This is a genomic window from Roseateles oligotrophus, assembly GCF_025717515.1.
Taxonomy (GTDB): Bacteria; Pseudomonadota; Gammaproteobacteria; order Burkholderiales; family Burkholderiaceae_C; genus Paucibacter_A; species Paucibacter_A oligotrophus.
Genome location: NZ_JAJIRN010000011.1, coordinates 1 through 26,491 on the forward strand (window position 1 = coordinate 1; position 26,491 = coordinate 26,491).

The 26,491-nt window shown below is 60.6% G+C and carries 24 protein-coding genes and 1 tRNA gene; 8 read left to right on the forward strand and 17 right to left on the reverse strand.

What is annotated here, in order from left to right; translation table 11 throughout:
* A partial coding sequence (locus LNV07_RS22155; RefSeq protein ID WP_263573379.1) for an ABC transporter ATP-binding protein occupies nucleotides 1-370 on the forward strand: 370 nt, incomplete at its 5' end.
* A 60-nt stretch (nucleotides 371-430) separates the two neighbouring features.
* Here LNV07_RS22155 and LNV07_RS22160 read toward each other — a convergent pair.
* From LNV07_RS22160 to LNV07_RS22170, 3 genes are all read right to left on the reverse strand, one after another.
* A complete protein-coding gene (locus LNV07_RS22160) occupies nucleotides 431-1,537 on the reverse strand; it encodes a Leu/Phe/Val dehydrogenase (RefSeq protein WP_263573380.1) in 1,107 nt (368 codons plus the stop codon).
* 128 nt (nucleotides 1,538-1,665) lie between these two features.
* Nucleotides 1,666-2,391, reverse strand: a complete 726-nt coding sequence (locus LNV07_RS22165; RefSeq protein ID WP_318013788.1) for a 2OG-Fe dioxygenase family protein — start codon at nucleotides 2,389-2,391, stop codon at nucleotides 1,666-1,668.
* A 41-nt stretch (nucleotides 2,392-2,432) separates the two neighbouring features.
* Nucleotides 2,433-3,458 (reverse strand): CDP-6-deoxy-delta-3,4-glucoseen reductase, encoded by a 1,026-nt coding sequence (locus LNV07_RS22170; RefSeq protein ID WP_263573382.1) that lies wholly within the window; start codon nucleotides 3,456-3,458, stop codon nucleotides 2,433-2,435.
* Nucleotides 3,459-3,578: 120 nt separating this feature from the next.
* Here LNV07_RS22170 and LNV07_RS22175 point away from each other — a divergent pair, with 120 nt between their 5' ends.
* Nucleotides 3,579-4,478, forward strand: a complete 900-nt coding sequence (locus LNV07_RS22175) for an SDR family oxidoreductase (RefSeq protein WP_263573383.1) — start codon at nucleotides 3,579-3,581, stop codon at nucleotides 4,476-4,478.
* Here the strand turns inward: LNV07_RS22175 and LNV07_RS22180 are convergent, their stop codons facing one another.
* Both LNV07_RS22180 and LNV07_RS22185 read right to left on the reverse strand, forming a co-directional pair.
* Nucleotides 4,479-5,060: a rhomboid family intramembrane serine protease gene (locus tag LNV07_RS22180; protein ID WP_263573384.1), complete on the reverse strand. Its 582-nt coding sequence runs from the start codon at nucleotides 5,058-5,060 to the stop codon at nucleotides 4,479-4,481.
* Between the two features lie 251 nt (nucleotides 5,061-5,311).
* Nucleotides 5,312-5,396 (reverse strand) — tRNA-Leu (locus tag LNV07_RS22185).
* Between the two features lie 100 nt (nucleotides 5,397-5,496).
* Here LNV07_RS22185 and cysM point away from each other — a divergent pair.
* Nucleotides 5,497-6,420 carry a cysteine synthase CysM gene (cysM, locus tag LNV07_RS22190; RefSeq protein WP_263573385.1) on the forward strand — a complete coding sequence of 308 codons (924 nt, stop codon included), beginning with the start codon at nucleotides 5,497-5,499 and terminating at the stop codon, nucleotides 6,418-6,420.
* Between the two features lie 68 nt (nucleotides 6,421-6,488).
* Nucleotides 6,489-6,716 carry a sulfurtransferase TusA family protein gene (locus LNV07_RS22195; RefSeq protein WP_263573386.1) on the forward strand — a complete coding sequence of 76 codons (228 nt, stop codon included), beginning with the start codon at nucleotides 6,489-6,491 and terminating at the stop codon, nucleotides 6,714-6,716.
* 77 nt (nucleotides 6,717-6,793) lie between these two features.
* Here LNV07_RS22195 and galU read toward each other — a convergent pair whose 3' ends face one another.
* Nucleotides 6,794-7,669, reverse strand: a complete 876-nt coding sequence (gene galU, locus LNV07_RS22200) for a UTP--glucose-1-phosphate uridylyltransferase GalU (protein ID WP_263573387.1) — start codon at nucleotides 7,667-7,669, stop codon at nucleotides 6,794-6,796.
* Between the two features lie 95 nt (nucleotides 7,670-7,764).
* Between galU and LNV07_RS22205 the strand changes: the two genes are divergently transcribed.
* Nucleotides 7,765-8,742 carry an NAD(P)-dependent oxidoreductase gene (locus LNV07_RS22205; protein WP_263573388.1) on the forward strand — a complete coding sequence of 326 codons (978 nt, stop codon included), beginning with the start codon at nucleotides 7,765-7,767 and terminating at the stop codon, nucleotides 8,740-8,742.
* Nucleotides 8,743-8,748: 6 nt separating this feature from the next.
* Here the strand turns inward: LNV07_RS22205 and LNV07_RS22210 are convergent, their stop codons facing one another.
* From LNV07_RS22210 to LNV07_RS22230, 5 genes are all read right to left on the reverse strand, one after another.
* Complete coding sequence (locus LNV07_RS22210) at nucleotides 8,749-11,616, reverse strand: valine--tRNA ligase (protein ID WP_263573389.1); 2,868 nt, start codon at nucleotides 11,614-11,616, stop codon at nucleotides 8,749-8,751.
* A 637-nt stretch (nucleotides 11,617-12,253) separates the two neighbouring features.
* On the reverse strand, nucleotides 12,254-13,231 hold the full coding sequence (locus LNV07_RS22215) for a GMP reductase (RefSeq protein WP_263573390.1): 978 nt from the start codon (nucleotides 13,229-13,231) through the stop codon (nucleotides 12,254-12,256).
* Nucleotides 13,232-13,419: 188 nt separating this feature from the next.
* On the reverse strand, nucleotides 13,420-14,097 hold the full coding sequence (locus LNV07_RS22220; RefSeq protein WP_263573391.1) for a type 1 glutamine amidotransferase domain-containing protein: 678 nt from the start codon (nucleotides 14,095-14,097) through the stop codon (nucleotides 13,420-13,422).
* Nucleotides 14,098-14,142: 45 nt separating this feature from the next.
* Entirely contained in the window at nucleotides 14,143-15,174 is a 1,032-nt protein-coding gene (locus LNV07_RS22225) for an NADP-dependent oxidoreductase (RefSeq protein ID WP_263573392.1), read from the reverse strand.
* Nucleotides 15,175-15,271: 97 nt separating this feature from the next.
* Nucleotides 15,272-15,868, reverse strand: a complete 597-nt coding sequence (locus LNV07_RS22230; protein WP_263573393.1) for a TetR/AcrR family transcriptional regulator — start codon at nucleotides 15,866-15,868, stop codon at nucleotides 15,272-15,274.
* 181 nt (nucleotides 15,869-16,049) lie between these two features.
* On the opposite strand from LNV07_RS22230, the gene LNV07_RS22235 reads away from it, so the two are divergent.
* From LNV07_RS22235 to LNV07_RS22245, 3 genes are all read left to right on the forward strand, one after another.
* Complete coding sequence (locus LNV07_RS22235; RefSeq protein WP_263573394.1) at nucleotides 16,050-16,298, forward strand: hypothetical protein; 249 nt, start codon at nucleotides 16,050-16,052, stop codon at nucleotides 16,296-16,298.
* Between the two features lie 327 nt (nucleotides 16,299-16,625).
* Nucleotides 16,626-17,576 carry a sensor histidine kinase gene (locus tag LNV07_RS22240; protein WP_263573395.1) on the forward strand — a complete coding sequence of 317 codons (951 nt, stop codon included), beginning with the start codon at nucleotides 16,626-16,628 and terminating at the stop codon, nucleotides 17,574-17,576.
* Nucleotides 17,573-18,436, forward strand: a complete 864-nt coding sequence (locus LNV07_RS22245) for a LytR/AlgR family response regulator transcription factor (RefSeq protein WP_263573396.1) — start codon at nucleotides 17,573-17,575, stop codon at nucleotides 18,434-18,436. The genes LNV07_RS22240 and LNV07_RS22245 overlap by 4 nt, the downstream gene beginning before the upstream one ends.
* Nucleotides 18,437-18,451: 15 nt before the next feature.
* Here LNV07_RS22245 and LNV07_RS22250 read toward each other — a convergent pair whose 3' ends face one another.
* From LNV07_RS22250 to kynB, 6 genes are all read right to left on the reverse strand, one after another.
* Complete coding sequence (locus tag LNV07_RS22250; RefSeq protein WP_263573397.1) at nucleotides 18,452-18,637, reverse strand: hypothetical protein; 186 nt, start codon at nucleotides 18,635-18,637, stop codon at nucleotides 18,452-18,454.
* A 130-nt stretch (nucleotides 18,638-18,767) separates the two neighbouring features.
* Nucleotides 18,768-20,576: an aminopeptidase P family protein gene (locus tag LNV07_RS22255; protein ID WP_263573398.1), complete on the reverse strand. Its 1,809-nt coding sequence runs from the start codon at nucleotides 20,574-20,576 to the stop codon at nucleotides 18,768-18,770.
* Between the two features lie 101 nt (nucleotides 20,577-20,677).
* Nucleotides 20,678-22,978, reverse strand: coding sequence for an ATP-binding protein (locus tag LNV07_RS22260; protein WP_263573399.1), 2,301 nt, complete (start codon nucleotides 22,976-22,978; stop codon nucleotides 20,678-20,680).
* 452 nt (nucleotides 22,979-23,430) lie between these two features.
* Entirely contained in the window at nucleotides 23,431-24,279 is an 849-nt protein-coding gene (gene kynA, locus LNV07_RS22265; RefSeq protein WP_263573400.1) for a tryptophan 2,3-dioxygenase, read from the reverse strand.
* A complete protein-coding gene (kynU, locus tag LNV07_RS22270) occupies nucleotides 24,276-25,574 on the reverse strand; it encodes a kynureninase (protein ID WP_263573401.1) in 1,299 nt (432 codons plus the stop codon). Before kynU ends, kynA begins: the two co-directional genes overlap by 4 nt.
* 48 nt (nucleotides 25,575-25,622) lie before the next feature.
* A complete protein-coding gene (kynB, locus tag LNV07_RS22275; RefSeq protein WP_263573402.1) occupies nucleotides 25,623-26,246 on the reverse strand; it encodes an arylformamidase in 624 nt (207 codons plus the stop codon).
* Nucleotides 26,247-26,491: the final 245 nt, after the last annotated feature.

A 26,491-nucleotide genomic window follows, 5' to 3' on the forward strand; every position in this document is an offset into this window, starting at 1 on the left:
GGACATCGACAAGGTGTTCGCGATCTTCCCTCGCCTCAAAGAGCGGCGGCTGCAGCTGGCCGGCACGATGTCGGGCGGCGAGCAGCAGATGCTGGCGATGGGCCGCGCCTTGATGACGCAGCCCAAAGTGCTGCTCTTGGACGAACCGTCGATGGGCCTGAGCCCCATCATGGTGGACAAGATATTCGAGGTCATCAACGACATCCACAAGCAGGGCGTGACCATATTGTTGGTGGAGCAAAACGCCAGCCGCGCGCTGCAGATTGCCAACCGGGGCTATGTGATGGAGTCGGGTCTGGTGACGATGTCGGGCGAGGGCAAGACGCTGCTGGATGATCCGAAGGTCAGGGCGGCTTATCTGGGGGAATGAGAGTCCTGCCCGATGAAAAAAGGCGGCCAATGGCCGCTTTTTTGTTGTGCGCTTGGATGCTCAGGCCGGCTTGACCAGCTTGGCACGCGCCCAGGCGTCGGCCACGCGGCCGGGGGTGGAGTTCTCCAGCTTGACGCGCTCCAGCAACTCGGCGACGCGATCACCGATGCGGCTGACCTCGGCCATCACGGCCGACTCTTCGCCTTCGTTGCGGTACTCGCGGGCCACGCTGATGATGCCGCCGGCGTTGACCAGATAGTCGGGCAGGTAGCAGATGCCGCGCTGCTGCAAGGCGTCGCCATCGGCGGCGGTCGCCAATTGGTTGTTGGCGGCGCCGGCGATCAGCTGAGCGCGGATCTGAGGCACGCTGACGCTGTTGAGTGCGGCACCCAGGGCGCAAGGCGCCAACACGTCGACATCGGCCGACAAGATCTCGTCAATGCCGACCGCCTGCGCGCCCAGCAGTTGCTGCGCGCGCGCAATTTTTGCGGCGTCGACATCGGTGACAACCAGCTTGGCGCCGGCCTTGTGCAGGAACTCGGCCAGATGCCAGCCCACCGCGCCCAGGCCTTGAATGGCCACGCGCACGCCTTCCAGCGAGCTGCGCTTCAGGTGCAGCTTGACACCGGCTTCGATCGAGACGAACACGCCCCAGGCGGTCTTGGGGCTGGGGTCGCCACCAAAAGCGCCGGCGCGCGGGATACCGCTGACGAACTGAGTTTGGGCCTGCATGCCCAGCATGTCGGCGGTGGTGGTGCCGACGTCTTCGGCGGTGATGTAGGCGCCTTCCAAAGACTGCACGGCGCGGCCAAAGGCGGCGAACAGGGCAGGGCGGTCAAAGTGGCCTGCTGGTTTGATGATGACGGCCTTGCCGCCACCGAACGGCAGGTCGGCCAAGGCGTTCTTCAGGCTCATGCCTTGTGACAGGCGCAGCGAGTCGTTCAGCGCGGCCAGTTCGTTGTCATAGGTCCAGAAGCGGCAGCCGCCGAAAGCGGGGCCTCGGGCGGTGCTGTGCACGGCCAGAATTGCCTTCAGGCCGGTCTCGGCATCGGCCGCCAGCAGCACGCGCTCATGTGGTGCCTGGTCGGGAAGGCCGAACAGCGAAGAGGGGATGGACGAAGCGGGCGCGGCCGCGATGGCGCGGGCAAAATCGGAAATTGCATTCATGTCTTGATGGCACTCGTGATGCTGATGAAAGGGCTTGAAGCCCAGGATTCGGCCGCTTTTGGTGGCCGAGGCCGGCAAGTGTAATTGCGCGGGCGGCCGACGGCCAAGTTTGCCTCGGCCGAAATGCCTCAAATTGCCTGAAAACCGCCGGCTCGCAGCGTCACGACCAGGGTGTCGCGATGGCCATGCTCGGCGCTTGGTTGGATCGGCGTGGTCTCGTGAATCACCCGCTCGTCGTCCAGCAGCAGCAGGGTCCAGGGCCGCGTCATCGTGAAACGCTGACCGTTCGGACCTTGGGCATCAAAGACCCTCGATTCTCCGCCCTTGATGCCTTGGCGGTCGATCAGGAACACCGCCACAAAGTCGACGCCGTCCCGGTGCGCGCCCTCGGGGGTCGGGCGGCCGATGCCGTCGGTGGTGTCGATGCGGAATTGATGCGCTTCGATGAACCAGGGCCGTTCGCCCTTCAATCGGGAGGCCACGTCGGCCAAGCCCAGCATCAGTTGATGCCAGACCGGCAGGACAAGCATCTCGTCCGCCAAGGGCTCGAACCAACGCTCGATGCCGCCATGCAAGGCGTTGTAGTCGAGCGGTTGCCAATGGGCACGGTGCGGCGCTTGTGTCAAAACCTGACCCTCGGCAACAAAGCAGCCATGGCGACGAAAGCGGTAGCGCCCACCATCGCGCAGGTAGGCGTCCGGTGGCAGGTCGCTCCAGAAGGCTGGCAGCTCGTCCAGACCGGCGAGTTGGCGGCCGAGCGCCAGCGGCAGACTGCCGGGCTCAATCACCACCGCACCTTGTTCACGCAGTTGCACTTCGAACTGCTCGGCGGCTACATAGGGTGGGGCAAACATCATGGCTGCTTGAAACCTCGGGAACTTGAGTTGGCTGCTCGTTACTGCTTGTCAGCTTCGGATGTGAAGGCGTCGGCGTAAAACTCTTCCGGCGGCAGGCCGCAATTCGCCGTGAAGTCCACTTTGGCCGATTCCACCATCACCGGCACACCGCAGGCATAAACTTGGTGGCCCGACAGGTCGGGCAGATCGGCCATCACGGCCTGATGCACGAAACCGGTTCTACCGCTCCAGCCATCCTCGGGCTTGGCATCCGACAATACGGGGATGTAGCTCAGGCCGGGCGTCGTCGCCGCAGCCTCAACGGCCCAGTCATGCAAATACAAGTCTGCCTTGCTGCGGCAGCCCCAGTACAGCGTGGTTGGCCGCGTCAGGCCAAGGTGTTGAATGCGTTCGATGATGGCTTTCAGCGGGGCGAAGCCGGTGCCGCTGCCGAGCAAGATGATGGGCTTGTCGCTGTCTTCGCGCAGGAAGAAACTGCCAAACGGACCTTCCAGGCGCAAGATGTCTTTCTCCTTCATCGCACCAAACACATGGTCGGTGAACTTGCCGCCCGGCATATGGCGGATGTGCAGCTCGACGAAGCCCGGCATGCTATGAGGCGCGTTGGCCATGCTGTAGCTGCGGCGCGCGCCATCGCGAAGAATGAACTCCACATACTGGCCAGCGTGATATTGAAAGTTCTGGGTCGCCGGCAGTTGCAGGCGCAAGACCGCTACATCGGCCGTCGGCTTCTCCAGGCTCAAGACCCGGCTGGGCAGTTTGAGCACCGGGAACTCTCCGACGCCTGCTACCGTACGGGCTTCGAGTATGCAGTCGGTTTGCGGCGTCGCGCAGCAGGTCAGCACAAATCCTGCGGCCTCTTCCGCCTCGGTCAAGGTTTTGGGCTGATGGGCGCCGTGTATGACCCTGCCATCCAGTAGCCGACTTTTGCAGGAGCCGCAGGCGCCGTCGCGGCAGCCATAGGGCAGCCCAACGCCAGCGCGAATGGCAGCGCTCAACATAGTTTCATCGCGTTCGACGGAAAAGACGCGGCCGCTTGGCTGCACGGTGACTTGGAAATTCATGCGAGGGGCTCTTAAATGCAAGAGCGGCCCGGGAAAGCCGGGCCGTACACTGCCCGCTATTTTGCCTGAGCTTGAAACATGCTTCTCAGTTCGTCAGCCTTCGAGTCCGTAGCTCCCCATGTGAATACGCATCGCGCGGCCAACAAGCTAGGCCGGCCACGCCTGTTGATCGTTGGTTGTGGCGATGTTGGCATGCGGGTATTGGGTCTGTTGGGCGAGCGTTGGCGCGTCTTGGCCTTGACCTCAAGCCCGGCACGTTTGCGAGAAATTCGCGCGGCGGGGGCTTGCCCGCTCATGGGTAATTTGGATCAGCCGGCCACGCTGGCTCGTTTGGCCGGCATTGCCGATTGCGTGCTGCATCTGGCGCCGCCGGCGTCCAGCGGTGCGCAAGACCGTCGAACCGCCAATTTGCTGGCTGCGCTGGCTCGTAAGTCGCCACCCAAGCGCGTCGTGTATGCCAGTACGACGGGGGTCTACGGCGATTGCGACGGAGCTCGTTTTGATGAGGCTAGGCCAACCGCCCCAGCGACCGACCGGGCGCGACGCCGAGTCGATGCCGAGCAGCGTATGCGGCGCTTTGGTGCCGAGTTCGGCTCGGCGGTGACGATTTTGCGCATTCCGGGAATCTACGCTTCGAACCGTGTCGGCGGCCACCCCCGCGAACGCCTGGCTCGCGGCTCACCGGTGCTGCGGCGCGAGGATGATGTGTTCACCAACCATATTCATGCCGATGATCTGGCGCGCGCCTGTGTCTTGGCGCTATCTCGCGGCCTCAGTCAGCGTGTCATTCATGTCTGTGATGACAGTGAAATGCTGATGGGTGATTACTTCGACCTGGCGGCCGATCTCTGCGGCTTGCCGAGACCTGCGCGGATTGATCGGGCGCAGGCGCAGCGATTGATGTCGCCGATGCAGCTCAGTTTCATGAGCGAATCGCGGCGTCTGATCAATACCCGCTTGAAGACCGAGTTAGGTCTGCGCCTTCGCTATGCGCGGCTTGCCGATGGCCTCTTGGCCTGATCAGCGGCGACGGGCCGTGCGCCAGTAGCGAATCAGCAAATAGGCGCCCAGCATGCCGCCGAGGTGCGCGAAATGCGCAACGCTGCTGTTGTTGTTCAGACCCATCAGCAATTCCAATGCGCCAAAGATCGCGACAAAGTACTTGGCCTTCATCGGAATGGGTGGGAACAGCGGCACGATGATGCGGTCGGGGAAGAGCATGCCGAAGGACAAGAGCAGGCCAAACAAAGCGCCCGAGGCGCCCACGGTCGGCGCCATTGATCCGGCCAGCAATGTCACAATTAATTGAACCGCGGCCGCGCTGAGTGTGCTGGCGACCAGAATTTGGGTGTAGCGCTTGGCGCCCCAAACGCGTTCCAGCTCCGAGCCAAACATCCACAGGCCCAGCATATTGAAAAACAAATGAAACTCGCCGCCATGCAAAAAGGCGTAGCTGATGGGCTGCCAAGGCATGAAGCGGCCCGACAGCAATGGCCACAACTCAAAAGGCACTTGCAAGCCGCGCGGGAGCAGCAAGAACGCGCAGTACAAGCCAACACAGGCCAGCATGAAGGCCTTGGTAACCGGAGGGATCTGGGGCATGAATGACTAGCTCTCTGAATGCCGCGAATGGGTGCTGGGCGAATTTTTGCCCTTGCAAAGGCCCGAGTGTAATCGCAGGCGGATGCGCTGAAATTTGCATGCCGTTCGGCGCAGCTAACGAGGCAAGCCATCGGTGAAAGGACGCAAAAAAGCCACCTCAAGGGTGGCTATCTGCGCAGCGCATCAATGGCTCAATCCATCAATGCGCAACGACCTCAACTGCAATCTACCTGTCACCCTAGTTTGACCTATGGTGCCCGAGGCCGGACTCGAACCGGCACACCTTGCGGCGGGGGATTTTGAGTCCCCTGCGTCTACCGATTCCGCCACCCGGGCTGGGTGTTGGCAGGTATCTCGCTGCTGAAGCCCACGATTATGCCATGACAATTTAAGCCTTGTAAACACTTATTTCACTTTGACTGCCACAATGTCGGTCATGAGCAAGATCATCAGCAATAAACAATACCCCAGCCTTGAAGACGTCATTGGCAACACGCCGCTGATTCGACTGCAGCGGCTGCTGACTCCAGAGCTGGCTGAGCGCGGCAATGTGATCCTGGCCAAGCTGGAGGGCAACAACCCGGCGGGCTCGGTGAAGGATCGACCGGCCATCAGCATGATCAGGCGCGCCGAAGAGCGCGGAGAAATCAAGCCCGGCGACACCTTGATCGAGGCGACCTCGGGCAACACGGGCATTGCTTTGGCGATGGCGGCGGCTATTCGGGGTTACCGCATGGTCTTGATCATGCCGGAGGATTTGTCGATCGAGCGGGCGCAAACCATGAAGGCCTTTGGCGCCGAATTGATCCTGACGCCCAGATCAGGCGGTATGGAATACGCCCGCGATTTGGCCGATCAGATGGAAAAAGACGGCAAAGGGCGCGTACTGGATCAATTTGCTAATGCCGACAATCCGCGTGTTCACTATGAAACGACCGGGCCGGAATTGTGGCGCGATACCGACGGGCAGATCACTCATTTCGTCAGCGCCATGGGCACGACCGGCACCATCACCGGCGTGTCGCGTTTTTTGAAAGAGCAAAACCCGGGCGTGCGCGTCATCGGTGCGCAGCCGGCCGAGGGTTCTCGGATTCCGGGTATTCGCAAATGGCCGGAAGCCTATCTGCCTAAAATCTATAACCCGCTGGCCGTCGATGAGCTGGTGTTGGTGAGTCAGGTTGATGCCGAAGAAATGGCTCGTCGAATGGCTCGGGAGGAGGGAATTTTTGCCGGCATCTCGGCGGCAGGCGCTTGCTGGGTGGCCTTGCAGTTGGCGCGGACGGTGGAGAACGCAACGATTGTTTTCGTGGTTTGCGACCGTGGCGACCGCTATCTGTCTACCGGCGTTTTCCCGGCCTGAAATGCCTGAGCCCGCAGGCGGGCTCGCCTCTAAAATAGGGCGCTAAGCCAGCTCAAGGATCACAAAAAATGGACGTTCACAAAGAACTGGATACACGAGGGCTGAATTGCCCCTTGCCCATCTTGAAGGCCAAGAAGGCCTTGGCCGAGATGGAGAGCGGGCAGTTGTTGAAGGTGATCGCAACCGACCCCGGTTCAACCCGCGACTTTCAGGCCTTCGCCCGCCAAACCGGCAATGAGCTGATGGAGCAAAGCACGCTAGCGGACGAGTTCATTCATGTGCTGAAGCGGCGCTGAGACCTGCTCTGCGGCCTGTTTCGGCGAAAAAAAGGCCACGCATGCGTGCCTTTTTACTTGGCTCGGCTTTGATGAATTCAAAGCTCCAGCGTGCGCAGGAATTCGCGGAAGCCAGGGCCAAGCTGTGGATGCGCCAGAGCAAGTTCCACATTGGCCTGTAGAAAGCCTTCCTTGCTGCCGCAGTCATAGCGCTTGCCTTCATAGCGATAGGCAAATACCTTTTCGCGGCGCAGCAAACCGGCGATGCCGTCGGTCAGTTGAATCTCGCCGCCAACGCCGCGTGGCTGATTGGCGATTTCGTGAAAGATGCCGGGCGTCAAGATGTAGCGCCCCGCCACCGCCATGCGTGACGGGGCGTCTTCGGGGGCCGGCTTCTCAATGATGCGGCTGACATCCATCAACTTGTCGTTGATCTGGGTGCCGGCCACGATGCCATAACGGCGCGTATGCTCGGCGGGCACTTCCTGCACAGCCAAGATCGAGGCACGCCAATCGGTGAATTGGTCGACCATTTGCTTGAGCACCGGCGGCTGACCCACCATCAAGTCATCGGCGAGCAAGACGGCAAAGGGCTCATTGCCGACCAGACGCTGTGCGCACAGCACCGCGTGGCCCAAACCGAGCGCCTGAGCTTGCCGAACGTAGACGCATTCCATGTCATCCGGCTTGACGCTATGCACCACGGCCAATAATTCTTCCTTACCCGCCTGTTCGAGGGCTACCTCTAATTCGAAAGTCATGTCAAAGTGGTCTTCGATCGGACGCTTGTGCCGGCCGGTGACGAAAATCATTTCCCTGACACCGGCGGCGTAGGCTTCCTCTACCGCGTACTGGATCAACGGTTTGTCCACCACCGGCAGCATCTCTTTGGGCTGCGCCTTGGTGGCGGGCAAAAATCGAGTTCCTAAACCGGCGACGGGGAAGATCGCTTTCGTGATTGTGTTGACTGCCATAACCGTACACTCTCCTATTGGCTGGCGCTTATTGTTGCATGGGGTCTTTGTGGGGTATTCGCGCCAATGCCGAGATTACAACATTGAAAAATGACATGAGTCTGCTGATCTTAGAACCGCTCGAAGCCGAGGTCATGCAATGGCTATCGGAGCGCAATAGCGTTCGTTTTGCCCCCGAGTTGGTCGGCGAGACCGCGCAGCTCTTGCAAGCTTTGCATCACACCCGAGCCCTGATCGTGCCGCCCAGCGTGGCCGTGGACGCCGCCCTCTTGCGGGCCGCTCCGCGCCTGCGGGTGGTCGGGCGCGTGAGTGCCGGTGGCGAGAACATCGATCTGGATGCCTGCCGCGCCGCGCGCGTCGAGGTGATCCGCAGTCTCACCGCCACCGCCAGCGCCGAGGCAGAGTTTGCCATTGGTGCCTTGTTGGCGTTGCTGCGGCGTGTGCCCGTGCTGGCCAACGACGGCATGATGGTGGGGCGCGAACTCGGTTGCGCGACGATCGGCTTGATCGGCATGACGCCGGCTTCACGCATGTTGGCGCAGTTGCTGCCGGCCTTTGGCACGCGGGTCATTGGTTATGACCCGAGCTTGCACCAGAGTGACCCGCTGTGGGCGCAATGGGGGGTCGAGCCGCTGCCGCTGCGTGACTTGATGGAGCAAAGTGACGGTGTATGTGTGCAGCTGGCTTACTTTCCGCGCTATCGGGGCCTGATGGGCGAGCGCGTGCTGGGTTTTGCCAAACCCGATCAGGTGCTGGTCAGCATTGCGCATTCGGCGATTTTTGACGATCAAGCCTTGGCCGAGGCACTCACCAGCGGCCGCATTTTGGCGGCCTGGTTCGACAGCATGGAGCCGGGCCTTCAAGAGCCCGGCTGCCCCTTGCACGGTGTGCCCTCGTTTCAGGTCACGCCCCGGCTGGCCAGCACCACGCGTGAGTCACGCACCCGCGCCGCTTGGGGCGTGGCGCGGCGCATTGATGAATTGCTGGCGGCGCCGCCGGAGCCGGCGCCGGAGTTCAGGATCAGCGGGCCAGGCGCGTTAGCTGATCCCGTAGCCGAACGCCGGTGGCGCTGACCCGCGTCAGCGGGCCAGCAACTGGTTTAATTGCGCGCGCAAGCGCATCACGGTGTTGCTGAAATCGAGCAGACGCTGACGCTCCTGTTCGACCACAGCGGCGGGGGCGCGCGCCACAAAGCTCTCGGTGCCGAGCTTGGCCTCGATCTTGACGACCTCGCCCTCCAGGCGCGCGATTTCCTTGTTCAGGCGCGCCGTTTCGGCCGCCACATCGATTTCCACATGCAGGGCCAGGCGTGCCTCGCCATGTACCAGCACCGGCGAGCTGGCACTGGCCGCCGCAAAGGCCGCATCGTCGCCGATGATCTGCACCTCGCTCAACTTGGCCAGCGTCTTCAGGAAGGGCGCGGCCTCGGCCACAAAGCCGGTGTCACCGCCGACCAGCAGCGGCACGCGCGCCGAGGCCGACAGGTTCATCTCGCTGCGCAGGCTGCGGCAGGTGCTGACGATGGCCTTCAGGTTGTCGACCCAGGCAATCGCTGCCGCATCAATGCGCTCAGGCTGGGCGATAGGGTAGGCGGCGGTGACCAGGTACTCGGTCGATTTGCGCCCGGCGATCGGCGCCACGGTCTGCCACAGCTCTTCGGTGATGAAGGGGGCGATCGGGTGCAGCAGACGCAGAATCGTTTCCAGCACGCGGATCAGCGTGCGGCGCGTGGCGCGCTGCTGCGCCTCGTTGCCGTTCTGGATCTGCACCTTGGCGATTTCCAAATACCAGTCGCAATACTCGTCCCACACGAATGAGTAGATCGCGTTGGCCACAAAGTCCAGCCGGTATTCGGCAAAGCCCTGCGCAATCGTCATCTCGACCTTCTGCAACTCGCTGGTGATCCAGCGGTCCGCTTGGCTGAAGGACAGATAGCCGTGGAGCTCGGCGCCCGGCGCGCATTGGTCCTTGGTATGTTCTTGCAGGCCGCAATCCTGGCCCTCGGTGTTCATCAGGACAAAACGGGTCGCGTTCCAGAGCTTGTTGCAGAAATTGCGATAGCCCTCGCAGCGCTTGGTGTCGAAGCTGATGTTCCGACCCAGTGATGCCAATGACGCAAAAGTGAAACGCAAGGCATCGGCGCCGAAAGCGGGGATGCCTTCCGGGAACTCCTTCTCGGTTGCCTTGCGGACCTTGGGCGCCGTCTCGGGGCGACGCAGGCCATGCGAGCGTTTTTCCAGCAGCGGGGCCAACTCGATGCCGTCGATCAGGTCTACCGGGTCCAGCACATTGCCTTCCGATTTGCTCATCTTCTGGCCTTGCGCGTCGCGCACCAGACCGTGGATATAGACATGTTTGAACGGCACTTGGCCGTTCGGATGCGCGTCCGACTTGGTGAAATGCTTGGTCATCATGATCATCCGGGCGACCCAGAAGAAGATGATGTCGTAACCGGTGACCAAGACGGACGAGGGCAGGAACAAATCCTGCTCCAGCGTCTTCTCCGGCCAGCCCAGGGTCGAGAAGGGCACCAAGGCGCTGGAATACCAGGTGTCCAGCACGTCCTCGTCGCGGGTCAGCTCACCCGTGTAGCCGGCGGCTGTCGCCTTGGCGCGCGCTTCGTCTTCATTGCGCGCCACAAAGAGCTCGCCGCCAACACCGTACCAGGCTGGGATCTGATGGCCCCACCAGAGCTGGCGCGAGATGCACCAGTCATTGATATTGCCCATCCAGTGGTTGTAGGTGTTGACCCATTGCTCGGGGAAGAACTTCACATCCCCCGAAGCGACCGCCTCAACCGCGCCCTGGGCAATGCTCTTGCCATCGGCGCCGGGCTTGTTCATCGCGACAAACCACTGATCGGTCAGCATCGGCTCGATCACCTGGCCGGTGCGCTCGCAACGCGGCACCATCAGCTTGTGCTTCTTGACCTCGACCAGGAAGCCGCCGGCCTCCAGATCGGCGACGACCTTTTTGCGCGCCACAAAACGGTCCAGCCCTTGGTAGGCCAGGGGCGCTTGCTCATTGATCTTGGCGTCCAGCGTCAGCACGCAAATCATCGGCAGGCCATGGCGCTGGCCGACCGCGTAGTCATTGGTGTCATGCGCGGGCGTGACCTTGACGACGCCGGTACCAAAGGCGCGGTCCACATAATCATCGGCAATCACGGGGATCTGGCGATCACACAGCGGCAGCACCACTTGCTTGCCGATCAAGGCCGCATAACGCTCATCCTCAGGGTGCACCATCACGGCCACATCGCCCAGCATGGTTTCCGGGCGGGTGGTGGCGACAACCAGATCGCCGCTGCCATCGGCGAGCGGGTAGCGGATATGCCAGAGGAAGCCGTCTTCCTCTTCGCTGCTGACCTCCAGATCCGAAACGGCGGACTTCAGCACCGGGTCCCAGTTCACCAGGCGCTTGCCGCGGTAGATCAGGCCTTCCTCGAACAGGCGCACGAACGTTTCGCTGACGACCTTGGACAGACCCGCGTCCATGGTGAAGTACTCATGTTCCCAGGACACGCTGTCGCCCATGCGGCGCATCTGGCGCGTGATGGTGTCGCCGGATTCTTTTTTCCATTCCCAGACGCGGGCGACAAAGTTCTTGCGGCCCAGGTCGTGGCGGGTCTTCTGGCCCACGACGCCCTTGTCGGCCAATTGGCGCTCGACGACGATTTGGGTCGCGATGCCGGCGTGGTCGGTGCCCGGCACCCACAGCGTGTTGTGCCCCAGCATGCGGTGGTAGCGCGTCAACGAGTCCATGATGGTCTGGTTGAAGGCATGGCCCATATGCAGGGTACCGGTCACATTGGGCGGCGGCAACTGGATGCAAAACGATTCGCGGGCGCTGTCCAGGGTGGGCTTGTACAGGCCCTTGGCCTCCCACAAGGGACCCCAATGAGCTTCAAGGGCGGCGGGCTCAAACGATTTGGCGAGTTCGGTCATGATGGCGGCATGCTGCACGGCGGCTGGGCCGGGCAGTGGAGTTCATAGGGAGAAGAGGAGCGAGGGCCTGGATTGTAGGTTGCCACTCGCCTCAACTTGCCGAATTGCCTATGACCGAGTCATTGATGGTGAACTTGTGCTTGCTTCTCTACGATTCCGGCAGTAGCGCTGCGGCCAAATGGCCGGTCCAAGAGCTTCGACTTGTAAACCTGGCTTCGCAAGGCACGACCGAGTTGCGGCCCGCCGGATCTAGCGTGCATAGCCCGATCGCGAGGGCGTAGCGCTCTTTCTCGATGCGTATCAGGGCGTAGCCCATGGCCAGTAATGCGGCCGCCAAAGCGGCGATGGTGAATGTTTTCAGCACAATGAGTTCCACCTGTTAGACCGGCACCCAAGGTGCGCTTGATATCAAGGGGGAAGTCTAGGCTTGGTAAATATCCTGACCGGGACACTGCGCTCCACGGAGTTACCAAGATTCGGCAACATTTCGCGCCGCTCGGGCAGTTGGTCAAGTGCGGCGCTCGATCGAACGCCGCAGGGAGCCTTATCCATTGGAATGGCTGTACGCCCGCCCATCACATGAACAAATGTCCCCCTGCGTTCTGGCTGCGCCGAAACGCCGGCTGCCATTGCCCTGTTACATGAATAGGTGCTCGCCGGCGTTTTCACCCCCCAGCACCACGTAGTTCACTTTACGCAGATCTGCCAAGGTCTTGCCACCCGAGTACGACACCGAGCTTTGCAGGTCTTCTTGCATCTCGCGCAGGGTATCGGCTAACTTGCCTTTCACTGGCTCCAAGATGCGCTTGCCCTCGACATGCTTGTACTCGCCCTTGTTGAAGTCGCTGGCCGAACCGTAATATTCTTTGAACAGCTTACCGTCCACTTCAACGGTGTTGCCAGGCGATTCTTCATGGCCGGCGAAGAGCGAGCCAATCATCACCATGGCCGCGCCAAAGCGCATGCTTTTGGCGATGTCGCCGTGGTGGCGGATGCCGCCGTCGGCGACGATGGGCTTGGTGGCCACGCGCGCGCACCATTTCAAAGCCGAGAGCTGCCAGCCGCCGGTGCCAAAACCTGTCTTTAAGCGTGTGATGCAGACCTTGCCCGGGCCGATGCCGACCTTGGTCGCGTCGGCGCCCCAGTTTTCCAGGTCGATCACACCCTCGGGCGTGCCGACATTGCCGGCGATCACAAAGCTGTCGGGCAACTTGTGCTTGATGTGGGCGATCATGCGTTGCACGCTGTCGGCATGGCCATGCGCAATGTCGATGGTGATGTAGTCGGCGCCAATGCCTTCTGCCGCCAAGCGGTCGATCACCGCATAGTCGGCCGCTTGCACGCCCGAGCTGACCGAAACGAACAGGCCCTTGTCGCGCATTGATTTCGCGTAGGCGACCGTATCGAGGTCAAAGCGGTGCATCACATAGAAATAGCCGTTACGGGCCAAATGCTCGGTGATGTTTTCGTCGACCACCGTTTTCATATTGGCCGGCACGGCGGGCAGCTTGAAGCGGCGTGGCCCGAACTGGACCGAGGTGTCGCATTCACTGCGGCTCTCTACACGGCATTTGCGTGGCAGCAGCAGGATGTTGTCGTAGTCAAAAATTTCCATGATGGATCATTGGTTCGCAAGTTTCGGTGTGCGTTCATGCAGTGCACACCTGGGGCTGCGAGCGCTTGACTTGGACGTCCGGCCATCCGACCGCGAGGCCATCAGCAAAGGATGGTGCGATCAACGAAAAACCGGGCGCCAATATTTGGGCCCGGTGGGTGATTCTACGCGACTTGAGTCGCGGTGAATCAGTCCAGCAGTTTCAGCAGTTCATGCGCAACAAGGTCGGAGGAGGCCGGGTTCTGCCCGGTCACGAGCTTGCCGTCGACCACCGCATAGGGTTGCCAGTCGGCCGCCTTGCTGTAGTCGCCGCCCTTGGACTTGAGCATGTCTTCGACCAGGAAGGGCACGATCTCGGTTAACTGCACCGCCGCTTCTTCACTATTGGTGAAGCCGGTCACGCGCCGGCCCTGGACCAGCGGCGTGCCGTCGGCGTTTTGGGGGTGGCGCAGCACGGCCGGTGCGTGGCAGACGGCCGCCACCGGTTTCCCCGCGCGGGCAAAGGCTTCGATCAAGGCGATCGAGTGCTTGTCCTCGGCCAAGTCCCACAGCGGACCGTGGCCGCCCGGGTAGAACACGGCGTCAAAGTCAGCGACGCGGATGCCGGATAGCTTGGCCGTTGAGGCCAGCAAGGTCTGGGCGGCGCTGTCGGCGCGAAAGCGCGCCGTGGCTTCGGTCTGAGCGCTTGGGTCATCGCTCTTAGGGTCCAGCGGCGGCTGGCCGCCCATTGGTGAGGCCAGCGTGATCTTGGCGCCGGCGTCCTTGAAGACAAAGTAGGGCGCGGCAAATTCTTCCAGCCAGAAGCCGGTCTTGAGGCCGGTGTTGCCGAGTTGATCGTGCGAGGTCAGAACCATCAGAATATTCATTTTGTTTCCTTGGGTGTGAATGGGGGAAGTGAATTTGGTCTTGGTTTATGCGGCCATCTGAACGACCAGCTTGCCGAAGTTGCGGCCTTCGAGCAGGCCGATGAAGGCCTGAGGGGCGTTCTCGAGACCGACGACGACATCCTCCAATACCTTGATACGACCATCGGCCAACCATTGACTCATCTGCTTGAGGAACTCGCCGTAGCGATCGTCGTAATGGTCGAAGATGATGAATCCCTGCATGCGGATGCGTTTGGTCAACAAAGCGCGCATCAGCAACGGGCTTTGGTCCGGCCCACTCGGGAGTTCCTGTGCGTTGTACTGGGCAATCAGGCCGCAGACGGGGACGCGTGCACCCACATTCAGCAGCGGCAGCACCGCCTGAAATACCGCGCCACCGACGTTTTCAAAATACACATCAATGCCTTGCGGGCAGGCATCAGCCAACTTGGCGGCCAAGCCTGCCTCGCGGTGATCGATGCAGGCGTCGAAGCCCAGTTCCTCCACCGCATAACGGCATTTTTCAGCGCCACCGGCAATGCCCACGACGCGGCAGCCCTTGATCTTGGCGATTTGCCCGACCAAGGCGCCGACCGCCCCGGTGGCCGCAGCCACAACCACGGTCTCGCCTGCCTTGGCCTGGCCAATTTCCAAGAGGCCGGTGTAGGCAGTGAAGCCCGGCATGCCGAGCACGCCCAAGGCCCAGGACGGCCTGGGCATTTGCGGATCAAGCTGGCTCAGTCCGCTGCCGTCGGAGATGGCGTGGTCTTGCCAGCCTGTATTGCCCAGCACCAACTCACCCAACTTGAACTCGGGATGCGTGGAGGCTAGCACTCGAGAGACCGTGGCGCCGACCATCAATTCACCAAGGCCGACCGATTGCGCGTAGGACTTGGCCTCGCTGATGCGGCCGCGCATATAGGGGTCGAGGGAGAGATAGAGCGTGCGCAGCAAGACCTGACCCTCACCAAGACCCGGCAACGCTGCGCTTTGCAGGCTGAAGGTTTCGGTAGTCGGTGCGCCCTGAGGACGTTTGGCCAAGACGATTCGGCGATGGGTGTTGATGGCTGTGCTCATTGCGTGGCTTTCGTTGTTTATTAGACCGGTCGACTAATTTGTCGGGAAACTTTTGAATTGGCAATATCCTGGCCGAGTCGACTTGGCTGACCCTGCCTTAGCCGTGGGCCGGAGCCAGCATTTTTTGAGTGACCAACAAGGCCGCTTGCAGCGCTGAATCATCACGGTGAAGTTTGCTCAAAAGACTGGCCCCCAACCACATTTGGTAGAGCATTCTTGCGCTTTGCTGGGCCTCAATTTGGCCCGACACCGAGCCATCTTCTTGCCCCGACAAAATGCAGTCGCGCAACCGCCGGATCACATCGTCGGTACCTTGGCGCAGGCAGTCGCGCATGCTGTCGGACAGATCCGCAACCTCGGCACCCAGTTTGACGACCAAGCATTTGGCATCAACACTATTGCCTGCCTGGCTCTTGGCCCATTGCGACCAATAGTGCATCAAACGGTCGAACGCCGAGCGTTCCGAGGGGCCGAACAAGTCGTCCAGCCGCAGGCCGTAGTCCAAGAAGTAGCGTTCCAGCAAGGCTCGGCCAAAGTCTTCCTTGGAGGCGAAGTAGTGATAAAAAGAACCTTTGGGTATGGCCGCCGCTTGCAGGATTTCTGCCAAACCGACCGCCGAGAACCCCTTGCTCTCAATCAATGGGCGCCCACTGTCCAAGATATGGGCTTTGTTGTCGTCGTAGGCGGCTCGCATAAATATCATTCTAATCGCAATTAGACCGGTCGTCTAGTTTTGCTTCGCCGCGAAATCGAATAAGCGGCCGTCAAAAGAGCAAGCCCCTCTTTTTGGGGCCCCATTTTCTTTGGCCTCCCCCCAGGGTGGTGAGTGCGACATTGGGTCCTAGGCGCAGATTAAACCTGCGTTGGAGCTGATCATGTATTTTGACGAAGTGGATGCAGGGGACTATCGGATTTATGCCGGCGCCATGGATCGGACCCATAGCTACGGCTATGTGGCGGCCGTGGTGGTGATTCGCATGCGGGAGGGCCAGCCTCGCCAAGAGGCCTACCGCGAAGAAAGTCTGGCCGGCGGTTTTTGCTGGTCGTCGCCCGCCGAGGCTCTGCGCTTCGCGATCAACGCCGGCCGAGATGTGGTGATGTGTCGGGTTGGCGCCATGGTTTGAGCGCGATGGGCGGCAAAGCTCAGCAAATTCCGCTCAACCGGGGTTCGGCATTTGTGGCTTAAACGCCGCTCAATCAGTCGCTGAGCTGCGGCCTGAGGTCGGTATACCGCCACTCATCGCTTTGAGAAGCCCAAAGGTCTTGGTTAGCTCGGCGTGGCCCGTTACGCTGCGCATATGCTGAACGCCATACCTCAAAAGCCTCCGCTTACTTCCATGCCCAGCCATGCTCAAGCATGGGCAGAATTCATTGCCTATTTGACCCCGAAGAGGTTGGCTCTTTCGCTTGGGCTTTCGGCCTTGGCTGCGCTATTGCTCAGTCCAATATTTGTGACTCCTTTGCCGGAGTTGTTGGGTCGAACCTTGGTCATCGGCTTGCTGGCCTTGTTGGCGTTTTCAGCCGCAGGCCAATGGCCGCGGCGTCTGCCTGAATGGTTGGCCCGCTGGTTGTTGCAGGTCGTGGTGGTGGGCCTGACCGTGCCGCTTGCGACCGTGCTGGTTTATCTGGTGTTAGTGGGTGGCGACATCGCTTCGCTGCTCCAGAACGAACACCGCATCTCCGGCTTCATCTGGATTGCCGGGTCGGGCCTGGTCGTGGGCCCCTTGTTGGCGATGGGCGCCCTGTACCGGCACCGTGATGCCGAGGCGCGCAGTCAGGCGCTTGGCTTTGAGTTGGAGCGCAGCGAGTTGGAGCGGCAGGCCCTGGACGCCCGCTTGCGTTTGCTGCAGGCGCAAATCGAGCCACATTTCCTGTTCAATACCTTGGCCAATATCCGGGCTCTGGTCGAAACCGGTTCACCTCAAGCAGCCCCGGTCTTGCGCAGTTTGATCGCTTATCTTCGAGCGGCAATGCCGCGGCTGCAGAACGAGGCCGCCACCTTGGGGGATGAGTTGATCTTGGTGCGCTCGTACCTGGAATTGATGCACCTGCGCATGCCCGATCGGCTCTGCTTTCGGATCGAGGTGCCCGATAATTTGCGCTCGCTGCGCTTCCCGCCCATGGCCTTGTTGACCCTGGTTGAAAACGCGATTCGTCATGGCATTGATCCAGGTGAGGAGGGCGGTGTGATCGAGGTGATGGCCGAGGCCTCGGTCGCAGGTTCGCCGGTGCGTGTTTGGGTCAGTGACACCGGAGTAGGGCTGACGCAAAGCACGGGCATTGGCACCGGACTGCGCAATTTGCGAGAGCGCCTGAAGATGTTTTACGGCAGCAGTGCACGCCTGGATATGACCGAAAATTCTCCTCATGGCCTGCGGGCCGAACTGCAGTTCTTTCCATGAGCACACAAATCGATCGACCGACCGCGCTGATCGCGGATGACGAACCCTTGTTGCGGGATAGTCTGGCGCGCAGTCTGGCCATCGCCTGGCCGGAATTGCAGATCGTGGCGCAGGCTCGCAATGGCCGCGAGGCACTGGAACTGTTCGAGCAATTTCAGCCTGAGATCGTGTTTCTGGATGTGCATATGCCAGGGCTGAACGGCATTGAGGCGGCGCGCCAGTTGGCCCGTCGAACGCAGATTGTGTTTGTGACCGCCTACGAGGAATATGCGGTCCAGGCCTTTGACCAAGGTGCCTTGGACTATTTGGTCAAGCCGGTTGAAGAAGCCAGGTTGGATGACACCGTGGCCCGCCTGAAGGCGAGGCGGGCCGATGCCCATGCGGGCGCGTTGTCATCATCGCCATCGCCGCCGTCTCCGTCTACGCAGGTCTTGGAGGCGGTAATCGCTCAGCTACTTGAGCGTCTGGGGCAGCATGTGTCGCAAGCGGTTGTTCAGCCGCCGGCTCCTGCCGCCGAAGCCGGGCCTGCACCCAAGTATTTGCAATGGATCCGCGCCTCGGTCGGGGCAACGTTGAAGCTGATTCCGGTGGACGACATCGTCTATTTGCGCTCGGACGAAAAATACACCTTGGTCGCCTGGAGCGAGGGTGAGGCGCTGATACGTACGCCCATACGCGAGTTGATGGATCAACTCGATCCGAACAGTTTTGTGCAGGTGCATCGCTCCGTCGTGGTCAACCTGCATGCAATCAGCCATATCACGCGAGGGCCGAACGAAACAGCCGACGTGCACCTGAAAGGCCGCACCGAAGTGCTGCCCGTCAGCCGCAGCTATCTACATTTGTTCCGGCAGATGTGATCGGAGTGGCCGGTTTCAACGCGCCGGTTGCGCCTGCCCAGAGATCACCACGGGGTCCAAGCGCCATAGCATCGGCGTGCTGCCTTCAGGGGTGAAGAACAAAGCATCGACCAAGCTGATGACCAAAAGCAAAATCAACGCCACCAACAAGGCGGTATGCAGTCCAGACTCGGAGAAGGTGTGAATCTTGTTGCTACTCATGATGGGCTCCTTGACAGAAATCATCGATTCCCTAATGCCTACTTTAAGGTGAGTCAAGGGTTTCTACCAGGTGCTTAAGCATAAAAAAAGCGCAGTAAAACTGCGCTTTTTTGATCGCATTTGCCGAGCGTCAAATTGCTTGCGTTCGCAAATGCAACCAAGCCAGCGCAGGGCCTGACAGCAAAGGCGCAAGCCGCTCACGCACCACGACGTGATACCGGTTCAGCCAATCGATGTTTTCGGCGCCTAGCAGGCCAAAGTCAATGCAGCGGGTGTCGATCGGGCACAGCGTCAAGGTTTCGAACGCCAACATCTCGCCAAACTGGTTGTTCTCGGGCGTTTGCAGTGCCACATTGAGGACCAGATTCTCAATCCTAACGCCCCATTTGCCGGGTCGATAGATGCCCGGCTCGATCGAGGTAATCATGCCTTGCTCCATCGCCATATTGGCGTCCGGCAGTGCTTTGGAAATGGACTGCGGGCCTTCGTGCACATTCATGAAGTAACCGACGCCGTGGCCGGTGCCGTGGCCGTAGTCCAGGCCGTGCTCCCACATTGGCGCCCGCGCCAATGCGTCGAGCATGGGGCTGAGCGTACCGCGCGGAAAGCAGGCACGCGACAAGGCAAGCGTGCTTTTCAGTACCAGGGTGTAGTCGCGCTTTTGCTCGGCTGAAACTTCGCCAATCGGCCAAACCCGGGTGATATCGGTGGTGCCGCCCAGATATTGGGCGCCGGAGTCGATCAACAGCAATCCGTTGCCCTCGATCACCGCATGTGAGGCCCGCGTCGCCCTGTAATGCGGCATTGCGCCATTCGCGTTGAAGCCGGCGATGGTGGGGAAGCTCAAGCCCACAAAGCCCGGCCGCCTGGCGCGAGCGGCGCTCAAATGTTCGTCAACGCTCAACTCGGTCAGGCGCTCGCGCCCTTGGGCTTGCTCGAACCAGGCATAGAACTCGCACATCGCGGCACCGTCTTGCACCATTGCTTTGCGCACGAACTGTGCCTCCGCCGCGGTCTTGCGGCTCTTTGCCAGCGTGCTCGGATTGATCGCCTCCAGCACCGTCGCATGGGCGGGCACGGCCTCACGCAAGCCCAGTGTGACGCGGCGCGGGTCCATCAAGACGCGGGCTTGTTGCGGCAGGGCCGCCAGCGCGGCCGGCGCTGAACCATAGGGGGCGACCTGCACGCCATCTGCATTCAATCGAGCCAGCAAGGCCGCATCAATTTTTCCACCGTCCACAAATAGCGTGGCCGAGTCCGCGCTGAGCAAGGTATGGGCCATGAACACCGGGTTGTAGTCAACGTCGGCGCCGCGCAGATTGAACAGCCAAGCGCTGTCATCGACGCTGGAAATGAAATGATGGCTGGCCCCGATGCGAGCCATTGCCGTACGTATATCGGCCAATTTTTCGGCCCGGGAGACCACCGCCTGGGGCGGCAGATGCTCGTATATCTGACCCGCCGGCAGGCCCGGCCGAGCCGGCCAGATACGGTCGATCAGATCCAGGTCGGTACGCAACTGAATGCCGGCACGCTGCATCGCGACTCGCAACTGCTGGGCCAGCGCCAAGCCCAGGATCTGACCGTCTACCGCCAAGCTTTGACCGGCCTGCAGTTGGGCTGAAATCCAGTCAAGGTAATGGGTGGCGGCTGCGGTCGGGATCTTCTCCAGCGCGATGCCGGTGCCGGCCAATTCGGTTTCGGCCTGGGTCCAGTAGCGGCTGTCCGCAAATACGGCGGCGCGCTCCAGGGTCACCACCAAGGTACCGACCGAACCGGTAAAGCCGGAAAGCCACTGCCGACCTTGCCAGCGCTCGGGCAAGTACTCTGATAAATGCGGGTCGCTTGAAGGTATCAGGCAGGCGTGCACGCCGAGTGCTTTCATCGCATCGCGCAGTCTCTCGATGCGCAACATAACTTCTGAAGTGCGGGTATCCATATCTTGTCTCCGCCGGGGCAGGCGAGGCCGGGTAGGCTTCGCTGACCGAGCTTGCTTTAAGGTGGTTGAGGCTGGCGCGGATTGTAGGTGCGGGCAGCGATTCAACTGAGCGGCAGCCACAACTCGAAGACGGCGCCGCCCTCAACATGGTTGTGGGCCGAGACCCCGCCGCCATGGGCAAACATGATTTTGCGGCAAACGGCCAGGCCCAGGCCGGTGCCGCCGGCACTCTCCTTGGTCAGGGAGCTCTGTGAAAAGGGCGTGAAGATACTCTCCAATTCGGCTGGAGGAATGCCCGGCCCGAGGTCATGCACGCTGATACAAAGCTCTGTGCCATCTTGGTGTGCCTTGATGGTGACCTGGCTGGTTTCGGGGGCCAGGCGCAACGCGTTGTCCAGCACATTGCGCAGCGCTTGCTGGAGACGTTCCGCATCAACTGCGGCGATCAAGGGTTGCTCGGGCAATTGCAGTTTCAGCTTGATTGATCGCTTGTCGGCTGCCTCTGCATGCTCATCGATCAAGGTCTTGATGAGCGGCACCAAATCCTGTTCGGTCAAGATCAAATGGCCGATGGTGCTTTCTAGTCGCGACAGGTCAAGCAGGTTGTTGACCAGTTCCAGCATCCGTTGCCCCGAGGCCTGTATGCGAGCGAACATGTCCTGCAAACGAGGCTTGTCGCCGCTTCGGTTCACGCCCAGTTCGGAGAACCCGATGATGCTCTGCAGCGGCGTGCGCAATTCATGGCTCATATTGGCAACGAACTCGGTTTTGATATTGTTGGCACGCTCCGCGGCATCTCGGGCTTCGCCAATTTGGCGCTCTGCCTCTACGAAGCGGCTGATGTCGATCGCGCTTCCCAGCAAGCCGGCGATCGCGCCATTGGCATCGGTGAACACGGCACGATGCGTCAAAAAGTCCCGCTCGCGTTCCCTGATCTCCAGATGTTCGCTGCCACCCTGGGACATCAACCGGGCGTCCTGCAACTCGACCGGCTCGGCAAGGCTCGCCGGTCTGAGTTCGCTCAGCCTGCGCCCAAGCGCCAGGTTTTTGTCGACCCCGGTCATATCGCTCCAGGCTTGATTGACCATCACAAAGCGAAGGGCGCTGTCCTTGGCGAAAATCGGAATCGGGCAAACGTCGATCAGCCGTGCCGTGAAATCCAGCTGAGTCTGCAGTCGCTGGCGCGCGTCTTCGCGTTCGGTCACATCCAGAGCGAAGCCCACGAAACCGGATACGCCGCCTTCATTCGGCTTGACCGCGGTGACGACCACTTCCAAGACACGTTGGCGGCTATCGGGTGCCGCCAGGCGCAGGATGACCGGCAGGTTCAAAAAACCAGTGGTTCTGCGGAACAGGCCGCGTGCCTTGTGCTTGTCCCGCGGATCGATCAAGGCTTCAAATGGCTGACCCAGCAAGGAGTCGATGCTTTTGGCGCCCAAAAAATCGACATGGTTGACGAACTGCAGCAGACCATTGGAATCGGTGTGGAACATCAACTCCTGTACGTTTTGGATCAACAGGCTTTGCTCGCGCGCTTTGCTGGCCAAGCTCTCGTGAGTGGTCACCAATTCGCGTTTTGCATGCTCATAAACATTGAGCGCCCGCCAAGAGAACGTACCCAGGGCCATCATCAAGACCAATCCCACCAGAGTCATCAGCACCACCGCTTGGGCGTAACTCTGCATCCGCTCCCAGATTTGGGTGCCCGGCAATTCAACCAGCAGCACCAGCGGATGGCCGGCAATACGCTGGAAACTTCCGGTACTGTTCAAACCCATCAAACCTATGGCGCGATAGCTGCCGCTCTCCCGGTCGGGTAAAAGGTCCTTGAAGACCGTGTGTGTTTCGGCTGCGGTGGCAGATGTTCCTTGCAGGCGCTGGCTGGCGGCAATCATTTCACCATCAAGGCCAAGTATTGCTGTTTGCTGGCCATGGTCTTCCACCAAGCGGTCCAAAATCTTGGCGAAGGATTCGGGCTTCAATATCGCCACCCAATAGCGGACACCGCGCTCGGTTTGTTGAACCAGGGTCAGTGGGAGCATTGACTGCTGGTTCGGATTGGCGGGCTTTTGGGGTGGCTGCAATTCGGCATGAGGCGGTGGACTTGCACCCAAGTCCGTCAAGTCCGCCAAATCCCGCCCAGGCAAAATACGGCCCAGACCGGCGGGCTGGGCTTGCCCTTGCAACTGTAGTTGGAGCAGGGAGACCTTGCGCCCCACATTGCGAGGCGAACTGCTGGCCAGCACCAGCCCCTGGGCGTCCAGCAAGGAAAAGCTTCGCACCTCAGGCAACTTGTTCGCAGACAAGGCCAGTAGCGTATTCAACGTCGCCGTTTCGGCTGTTTCCACCTGCCCGGCGAAGGACTGAACCATGCCGAGCAGCGCCAGATCGACACTTTTCAAGGTCTGGCTGATATGGACCTCGAGAGCCCGAACGTACAACTCGTTTTGTTCTCGCCCGATTTGACTCTGTTGGCGGTATTCGAGCGCTATGAATCCTGTCGCCAGAAGGATCAAGATTGAACTCAGCAAGGCTGCGCCGCTGATTGCCAGACGGCTTTTCAACCATGAGGGCAGGGTTGGCGTTGCTGACGACGGTTCAGTAGTCGTCATGACTGTTGGCATGCAGCTCGCCCGTTTGCTCTGGTGCGGATTGGGCTATAGATGGCAAGACTTGACCCCCAACCGTCGGGGATCAAGGTTAAATCTATCGGTCCAAGTGCTTGAGGCATCACAAGACTCTCTGCTGTCCCACCCGGCTCCACTCGACTCTATTGGTCGAATTTGCTTGTTGCTCACTTTATAGCAAAAGGCCGAGTGCTTGACTCAAACAATTACGCTCCATCTGCATGCCATTAAAGCTCGGTGCGCAACGCCCACAGCTCGGGGAACAAGACCACGTCAAGCATCTTGCGCAAATAGCCGACACCCGAGGTGCCGCCGGTACCGCGCTTGAAGCCAATCACTCGCTCCACCGTGGTCACGTGACGAAAGCGCCAGAGCCGGAAGGCATCTTCCAGATCCACCAATTCTTCGCCCATTTGGTAGAGATCCCAATTTTTTTCGGGCTCGCGGTAGACCGTCAGCCAAGCCGCTTTGACTCCTTCATCAAGCGAGCGAGGTTGTGTCCAGTCGCGCTCCAGCGCGTCCGCCGGTACCTTGATACCGCGCCTTGCCAGCAGGCGCAGCACCTCGTCATACAGCGAGGGCGCGCGCCATGCGGCCTCAACTTCAGCCAATAAGGCGGGCCGGTGAGCGTGGGGTTTGAGCATGGCCGCATTCTTGTTGCCCAGCATGAATTCGATGCGCCGGTATTGGGCGCTTTGGAAGCCGCTGCTATTGGAGAGGTACGGTCGAATAGCGGTGTACTCCGGCGGCGTCATCGTGGCCAGCACGTCCCAGGCGTGGACCAGTTGCTCCATGATGCGTGAGACCCTTGCCAGCATTTTGAACGCGGCCGGCAGTTGATCATTCGCCACACAAGCCACAGCCGCTTGCATCTCGTGCAGCATCAGCTTCATCCACAGCTCCGAGGTCTGGTGCTGGACGATGAAGAGCATCTCGTTGTGCTCGGGCGAGAGCGGCTGCTGGGCGCCGAGGATCTGGTCGAGCTTCAGATAGTCGCCGTAGCTCATATCGTTGGAGAAATCGAGTTGTGCCCCCTCTTCTTTGACGATGTTCTCTGGCTGGTGTGGGCAACTCATGTCACTGCTCCTTTTTCGTTGAACTCGGGTCGTTGCCACTCTTTGTTCTTCAGCACCTGGACCAGATGCTCGACGGCGTCGTAGACATCGGCAAAACCGATGTAGAGCGGCGTGAAGCCGAAGCGCAAGATGTGAGGCATGTCTTTCAGTCGTGCCGGGTCACCGGCGCGGAAATCGCCGATCACGCCGCGCGCAATCAAGGCTTGAATCACCGCGTAGCCGGCCTCATGCAGCGGCTCGTCAAGGCTCAAGCAGACCTGGCTGCCGCGCTGCAATTCATCGCGAGGCGAGGCGAGGCGCACGCCCAAACTGGCGCAGCGCGACTCGGCCAATTCGATAAATAGCTCGGTCAGTGCGATCGACTTTTTGCGCAATGCCGCCATGCCGCCGATGGCCTCGGCTGCCAGCACCGTGTCAACGCCGCACTCCAATGCTGCCAGGGAGAGCAGCGCCGGCGTGCCGCAGATATAACGCTTGATGCCAGCGGCCGGTTGGTAGTCGGGCGTGAACTGGAATGGCGCGGCGTGACCCAGCCAGCCCGACAAGGGCTGCCAGAAACGCTCGGCATGTTTGGGGTGAGCCCATACAAAGGCCGGCGCACCGGGGCCGCCGTTCAGGTATTTGTAGCCGCAGCCCACCGCGAAGTCGGCATCGGCACCGTTCAAGTCGACGGGCACGGCGCCGGCCGAATGGGCCAAGTCCCAGATTACCAGCGCACCCGCCGCGTGAGCGGCGGCGGTGACGGTCTTCATATCGTGCCTATAGCCGGTCCGGTAGTTGACCTCGGTCAGCATCAGCACGGCCAGTTCGCTGTTCAGCGCCGCCGGGATTTCATCCACCCCGTCGACCAGGTGCAGACGCAAACCATGCTGCTCCGCCAGGCTCTGGGCAATATAGAGATCGGTGGGGAAGTTGCTGCGCTCGGAGACGATCAGCTTGCGCGTCGGCCCATCCTCTTTTGCAATGCGCAGTGCCGCCGACAAAACCTTGTACAAATTCAGCGAGGTCGAATCGGCAACGATCAACTCACCGGGCCGGGCGCCGACCAAGCGCGCTATCTTGTCGCCGATGCGTCCGGGCAGGTCGATCCAGCCGGCGCTGTTCCAGCTCTTGATCAAGTCCTGACCCCATTCCTTCTGAATCACCTCTTGCACTCGGCCGAGGGTCGCTCGCGGCAATACGCCCAGCGAGTTGCCGTCCAGATAGATGGTGCCGACAGGTAAATCGAATTGCAGCTTCAGCTCACGCAGCGGATCTTCCTGATCCAGTACGTCGCAATCTTGCTTTGTGGTCATCGCAGCTTCTCCAGAGTTCAAAAGTTCACGCAAGATGGCGCGAAGTAATTAGAGCTCGCGCAAGATGGCGCGAACGGGCGAGGCACAGGCCCCGGCTAATTTGAGCGGCAAGGCGATCAATTCATAGTCGCCCTCGGCCACCTCGTCCAACACCAGATTCTCCAGCACGCGCAGGTTCAGGCGCAGCAGTTGCTGATGGCTGGCCAGTAGTTTGCTGCTGGCCGGATCCACCGAGGGCGTGTCCAGACCAATCAGCTTGACGCCCAGGCCGGCCAGCCAATCGACGGTGTCCGGCGCAAAGGCGCTGAAGTCCGGGTTCCATTCGGTGTCGGCGCTTTGGCAGCAGCGCACCAAGACGCGCGCCGGCATCAAGGCGGCAGCATGTCTGAGATGCTCGATCTGTATCAACGGGCCGCAGTTGATCGCATGGATCACGCGGCAAGGGCCCAAATAGGCTTGCAGCTCGACCTCGGCACTGCTGGCCGCACCATTGGCGTAATGCAGTGGTGCATCGGCATGCGCGCCTACATGAGGCGACATCGTGATCGCGCTGAGGTTGACCGGGCAATCGGCAGAAAGTCTGGCGGTCCATTTCAGTCTGAATGGCTCATCGCCCGGGAAGATCGGCGACTGCTCCGATACCTGCGGTGAGATGTCCCAAATACGTTTCATGCGTGAGGCTTTCGAGGCTGAGTGACGATGGCGGGGCAGACCATAACAATGCTGCAGCCGCCGTGGTGTCGGTTAATTCCAACATTGAGCGCGCGCCCTGGCGAGGCCAGATCGGAACAAATTATCTTGTTGAGCATTTTGCTCGGCCAGTCGGATTGAATGGTGCTGGGTTGCTATGCGCACAAGTACAGCGTTACTTTCAGCCCTGAAAACGAAGCCGAATTGGCTTGATTTCATGGGGCAGG

What these genes read in the sequence shown, in the direction of transcription:
- LNV07_RS22250 (WP_263573397.1), bottom strand. Translation starts at nt 18,637, where the DNA reads ATGAGTAGCAACAAGATTCACACCTTCTCCGAGTCTGGACTGCATACC.
- LNV07_RS22210 (WP_263573389.1), bottom strand. Translation starts at nt 11,616, where the DNA reads ATGACCGAACTCGCCAAATCGTTTGAGCCCGCCGCCCTTGAAGCTCAT.
- kynA (WP_263573400.1), bottom strand. Translation starts at nt 24,279, where the DNA reads ATGAGTTGCCCACACCAGCCAGAGAACATCGTCAAAGAAGAGGGGGCA.
- LNV07_RS22180 (WP_263573384.1), bottom strand. Translation starts at nt 5,060, where the DNA reads ATGCCCCAGATCCCTCCGGTTACCAAGGCCTTCATGCTGGCCTGTGTT.
- LNV07_RS22215 (WP_263573390.1), bottom strand. Translation starts at nt 13,231, where the DNA reads ATGGAAATTTTTGACTACGACAACATCCTGCTGCTGCCACGCAAATGC.
- kynU (WP_263573401.1), bottom strand. Translation starts at nt 25,574, where the DNA reads ATGACCACAAAGCAAGATTGCGACGTACTGGATCAGGAAGATCCGCTG.
- kynB (WP_263573402.1), bottom strand. Translation starts at nt 26,246, where the DNA reads ATGAAACGTATTTGGGACATCTCACCGCAGGTATCGGAGCAGTCGCCG.
- LNV07_RS22195 (WP_263573386.1), top strand. Translation starts at nt 6,489, where the DNA reads ATGGACGTTCACAAAGAACTGGATACACGAGGGCTGAATTGCCCCTTG.
- LNV07_RS22235 (WP_263573394.1), top strand. Translation starts at nt 16,050, where the DNA reads ATGTATTTTGACGAAGTGGATGCAGGGGACTATCGGATTTATGCCGGC.
- LNV07_RS22170 (WP_263573382.1), bottom strand. Translation starts at nt 3,458, where the DNA reads ATGAATTTCCAAGTCACCGTGCAGCCAAGCGGCCGCGTCTTTTCCGTC.
- LNV07_RS22160 (WP_263573380.1), bottom strand. Translation starts at nt 1,537, where the DNA reads ATGAATGCAATTTCCGATTTTGCCCGCGCCATCGCGGCCGCGCCCGCT.
- cysM (WP_263573385.1), top strand. Translation starts at nt 5,497, where the DNA reads ATGAGCAAGATCATCAGCAATAAACAATACCCCAGCCTTGAAGACGTC.
- LNV07_RS22245 (WP_263573396.1), top strand. Translation starts at nt 17,573, where the DNA reads ATGAGCACACAAATCGATCGACCGACCGCGCTGATCGCGGATGACGAA.
- LNV07_RS22205 (WP_263573388.1), top strand. Translation starts at nt 7,765, where the DNA reads ATGAGTCTGCTGATCTTAGAACCGCTCGAAGCCGAGGTCATGCAATGG.
- LNV07_RS22255 (WP_263573398.1), bottom strand. Translation starts at nt 20,576, where the DNA reads ATGGATACCCGCACTTCAGAAGTTATGTTGCGCATCGAGAGACTGCGC.
- LNV07_RS22230 (WP_263573393.1), bottom strand. Translation starts at nt 15,868, where the DNA reads ATGCGAGCCGCCTACGACGACAACAAAGCCCATATCTTGGACAGTGGG.
- LNV07_RS22225 (WP_263573392.1), bottom strand. Translation starts at nt 15,174, where the DNA reads ATGAGCACAGCCATCAACACCCATCGCCGAATCGTCTTGGCCAAACGT.
- LNV07_RS22220 (WP_263573391.1), bottom strand. Translation starts at nt 14,097, where the DNA reads ATGAATATTCTGATGGTTCTGACCTCGCACGATCAACTCGGCAACACC.
- LNV07_RS22165 (WP_318013788.1), bottom strand. Translation starts at nt 2,391, where the DNA reads ATGTTTGCCCCACCCTATGTAGCCGCCGAGCAGTTCGAAGTGCAACTG.
- galU (WP_263573387.1), bottom strand. Translation starts at nt 7,669, where the DNA reads ATGGCAGTCAACACAATCACGAAAGCGATCTTCCCCGTCGCCGGTTTA.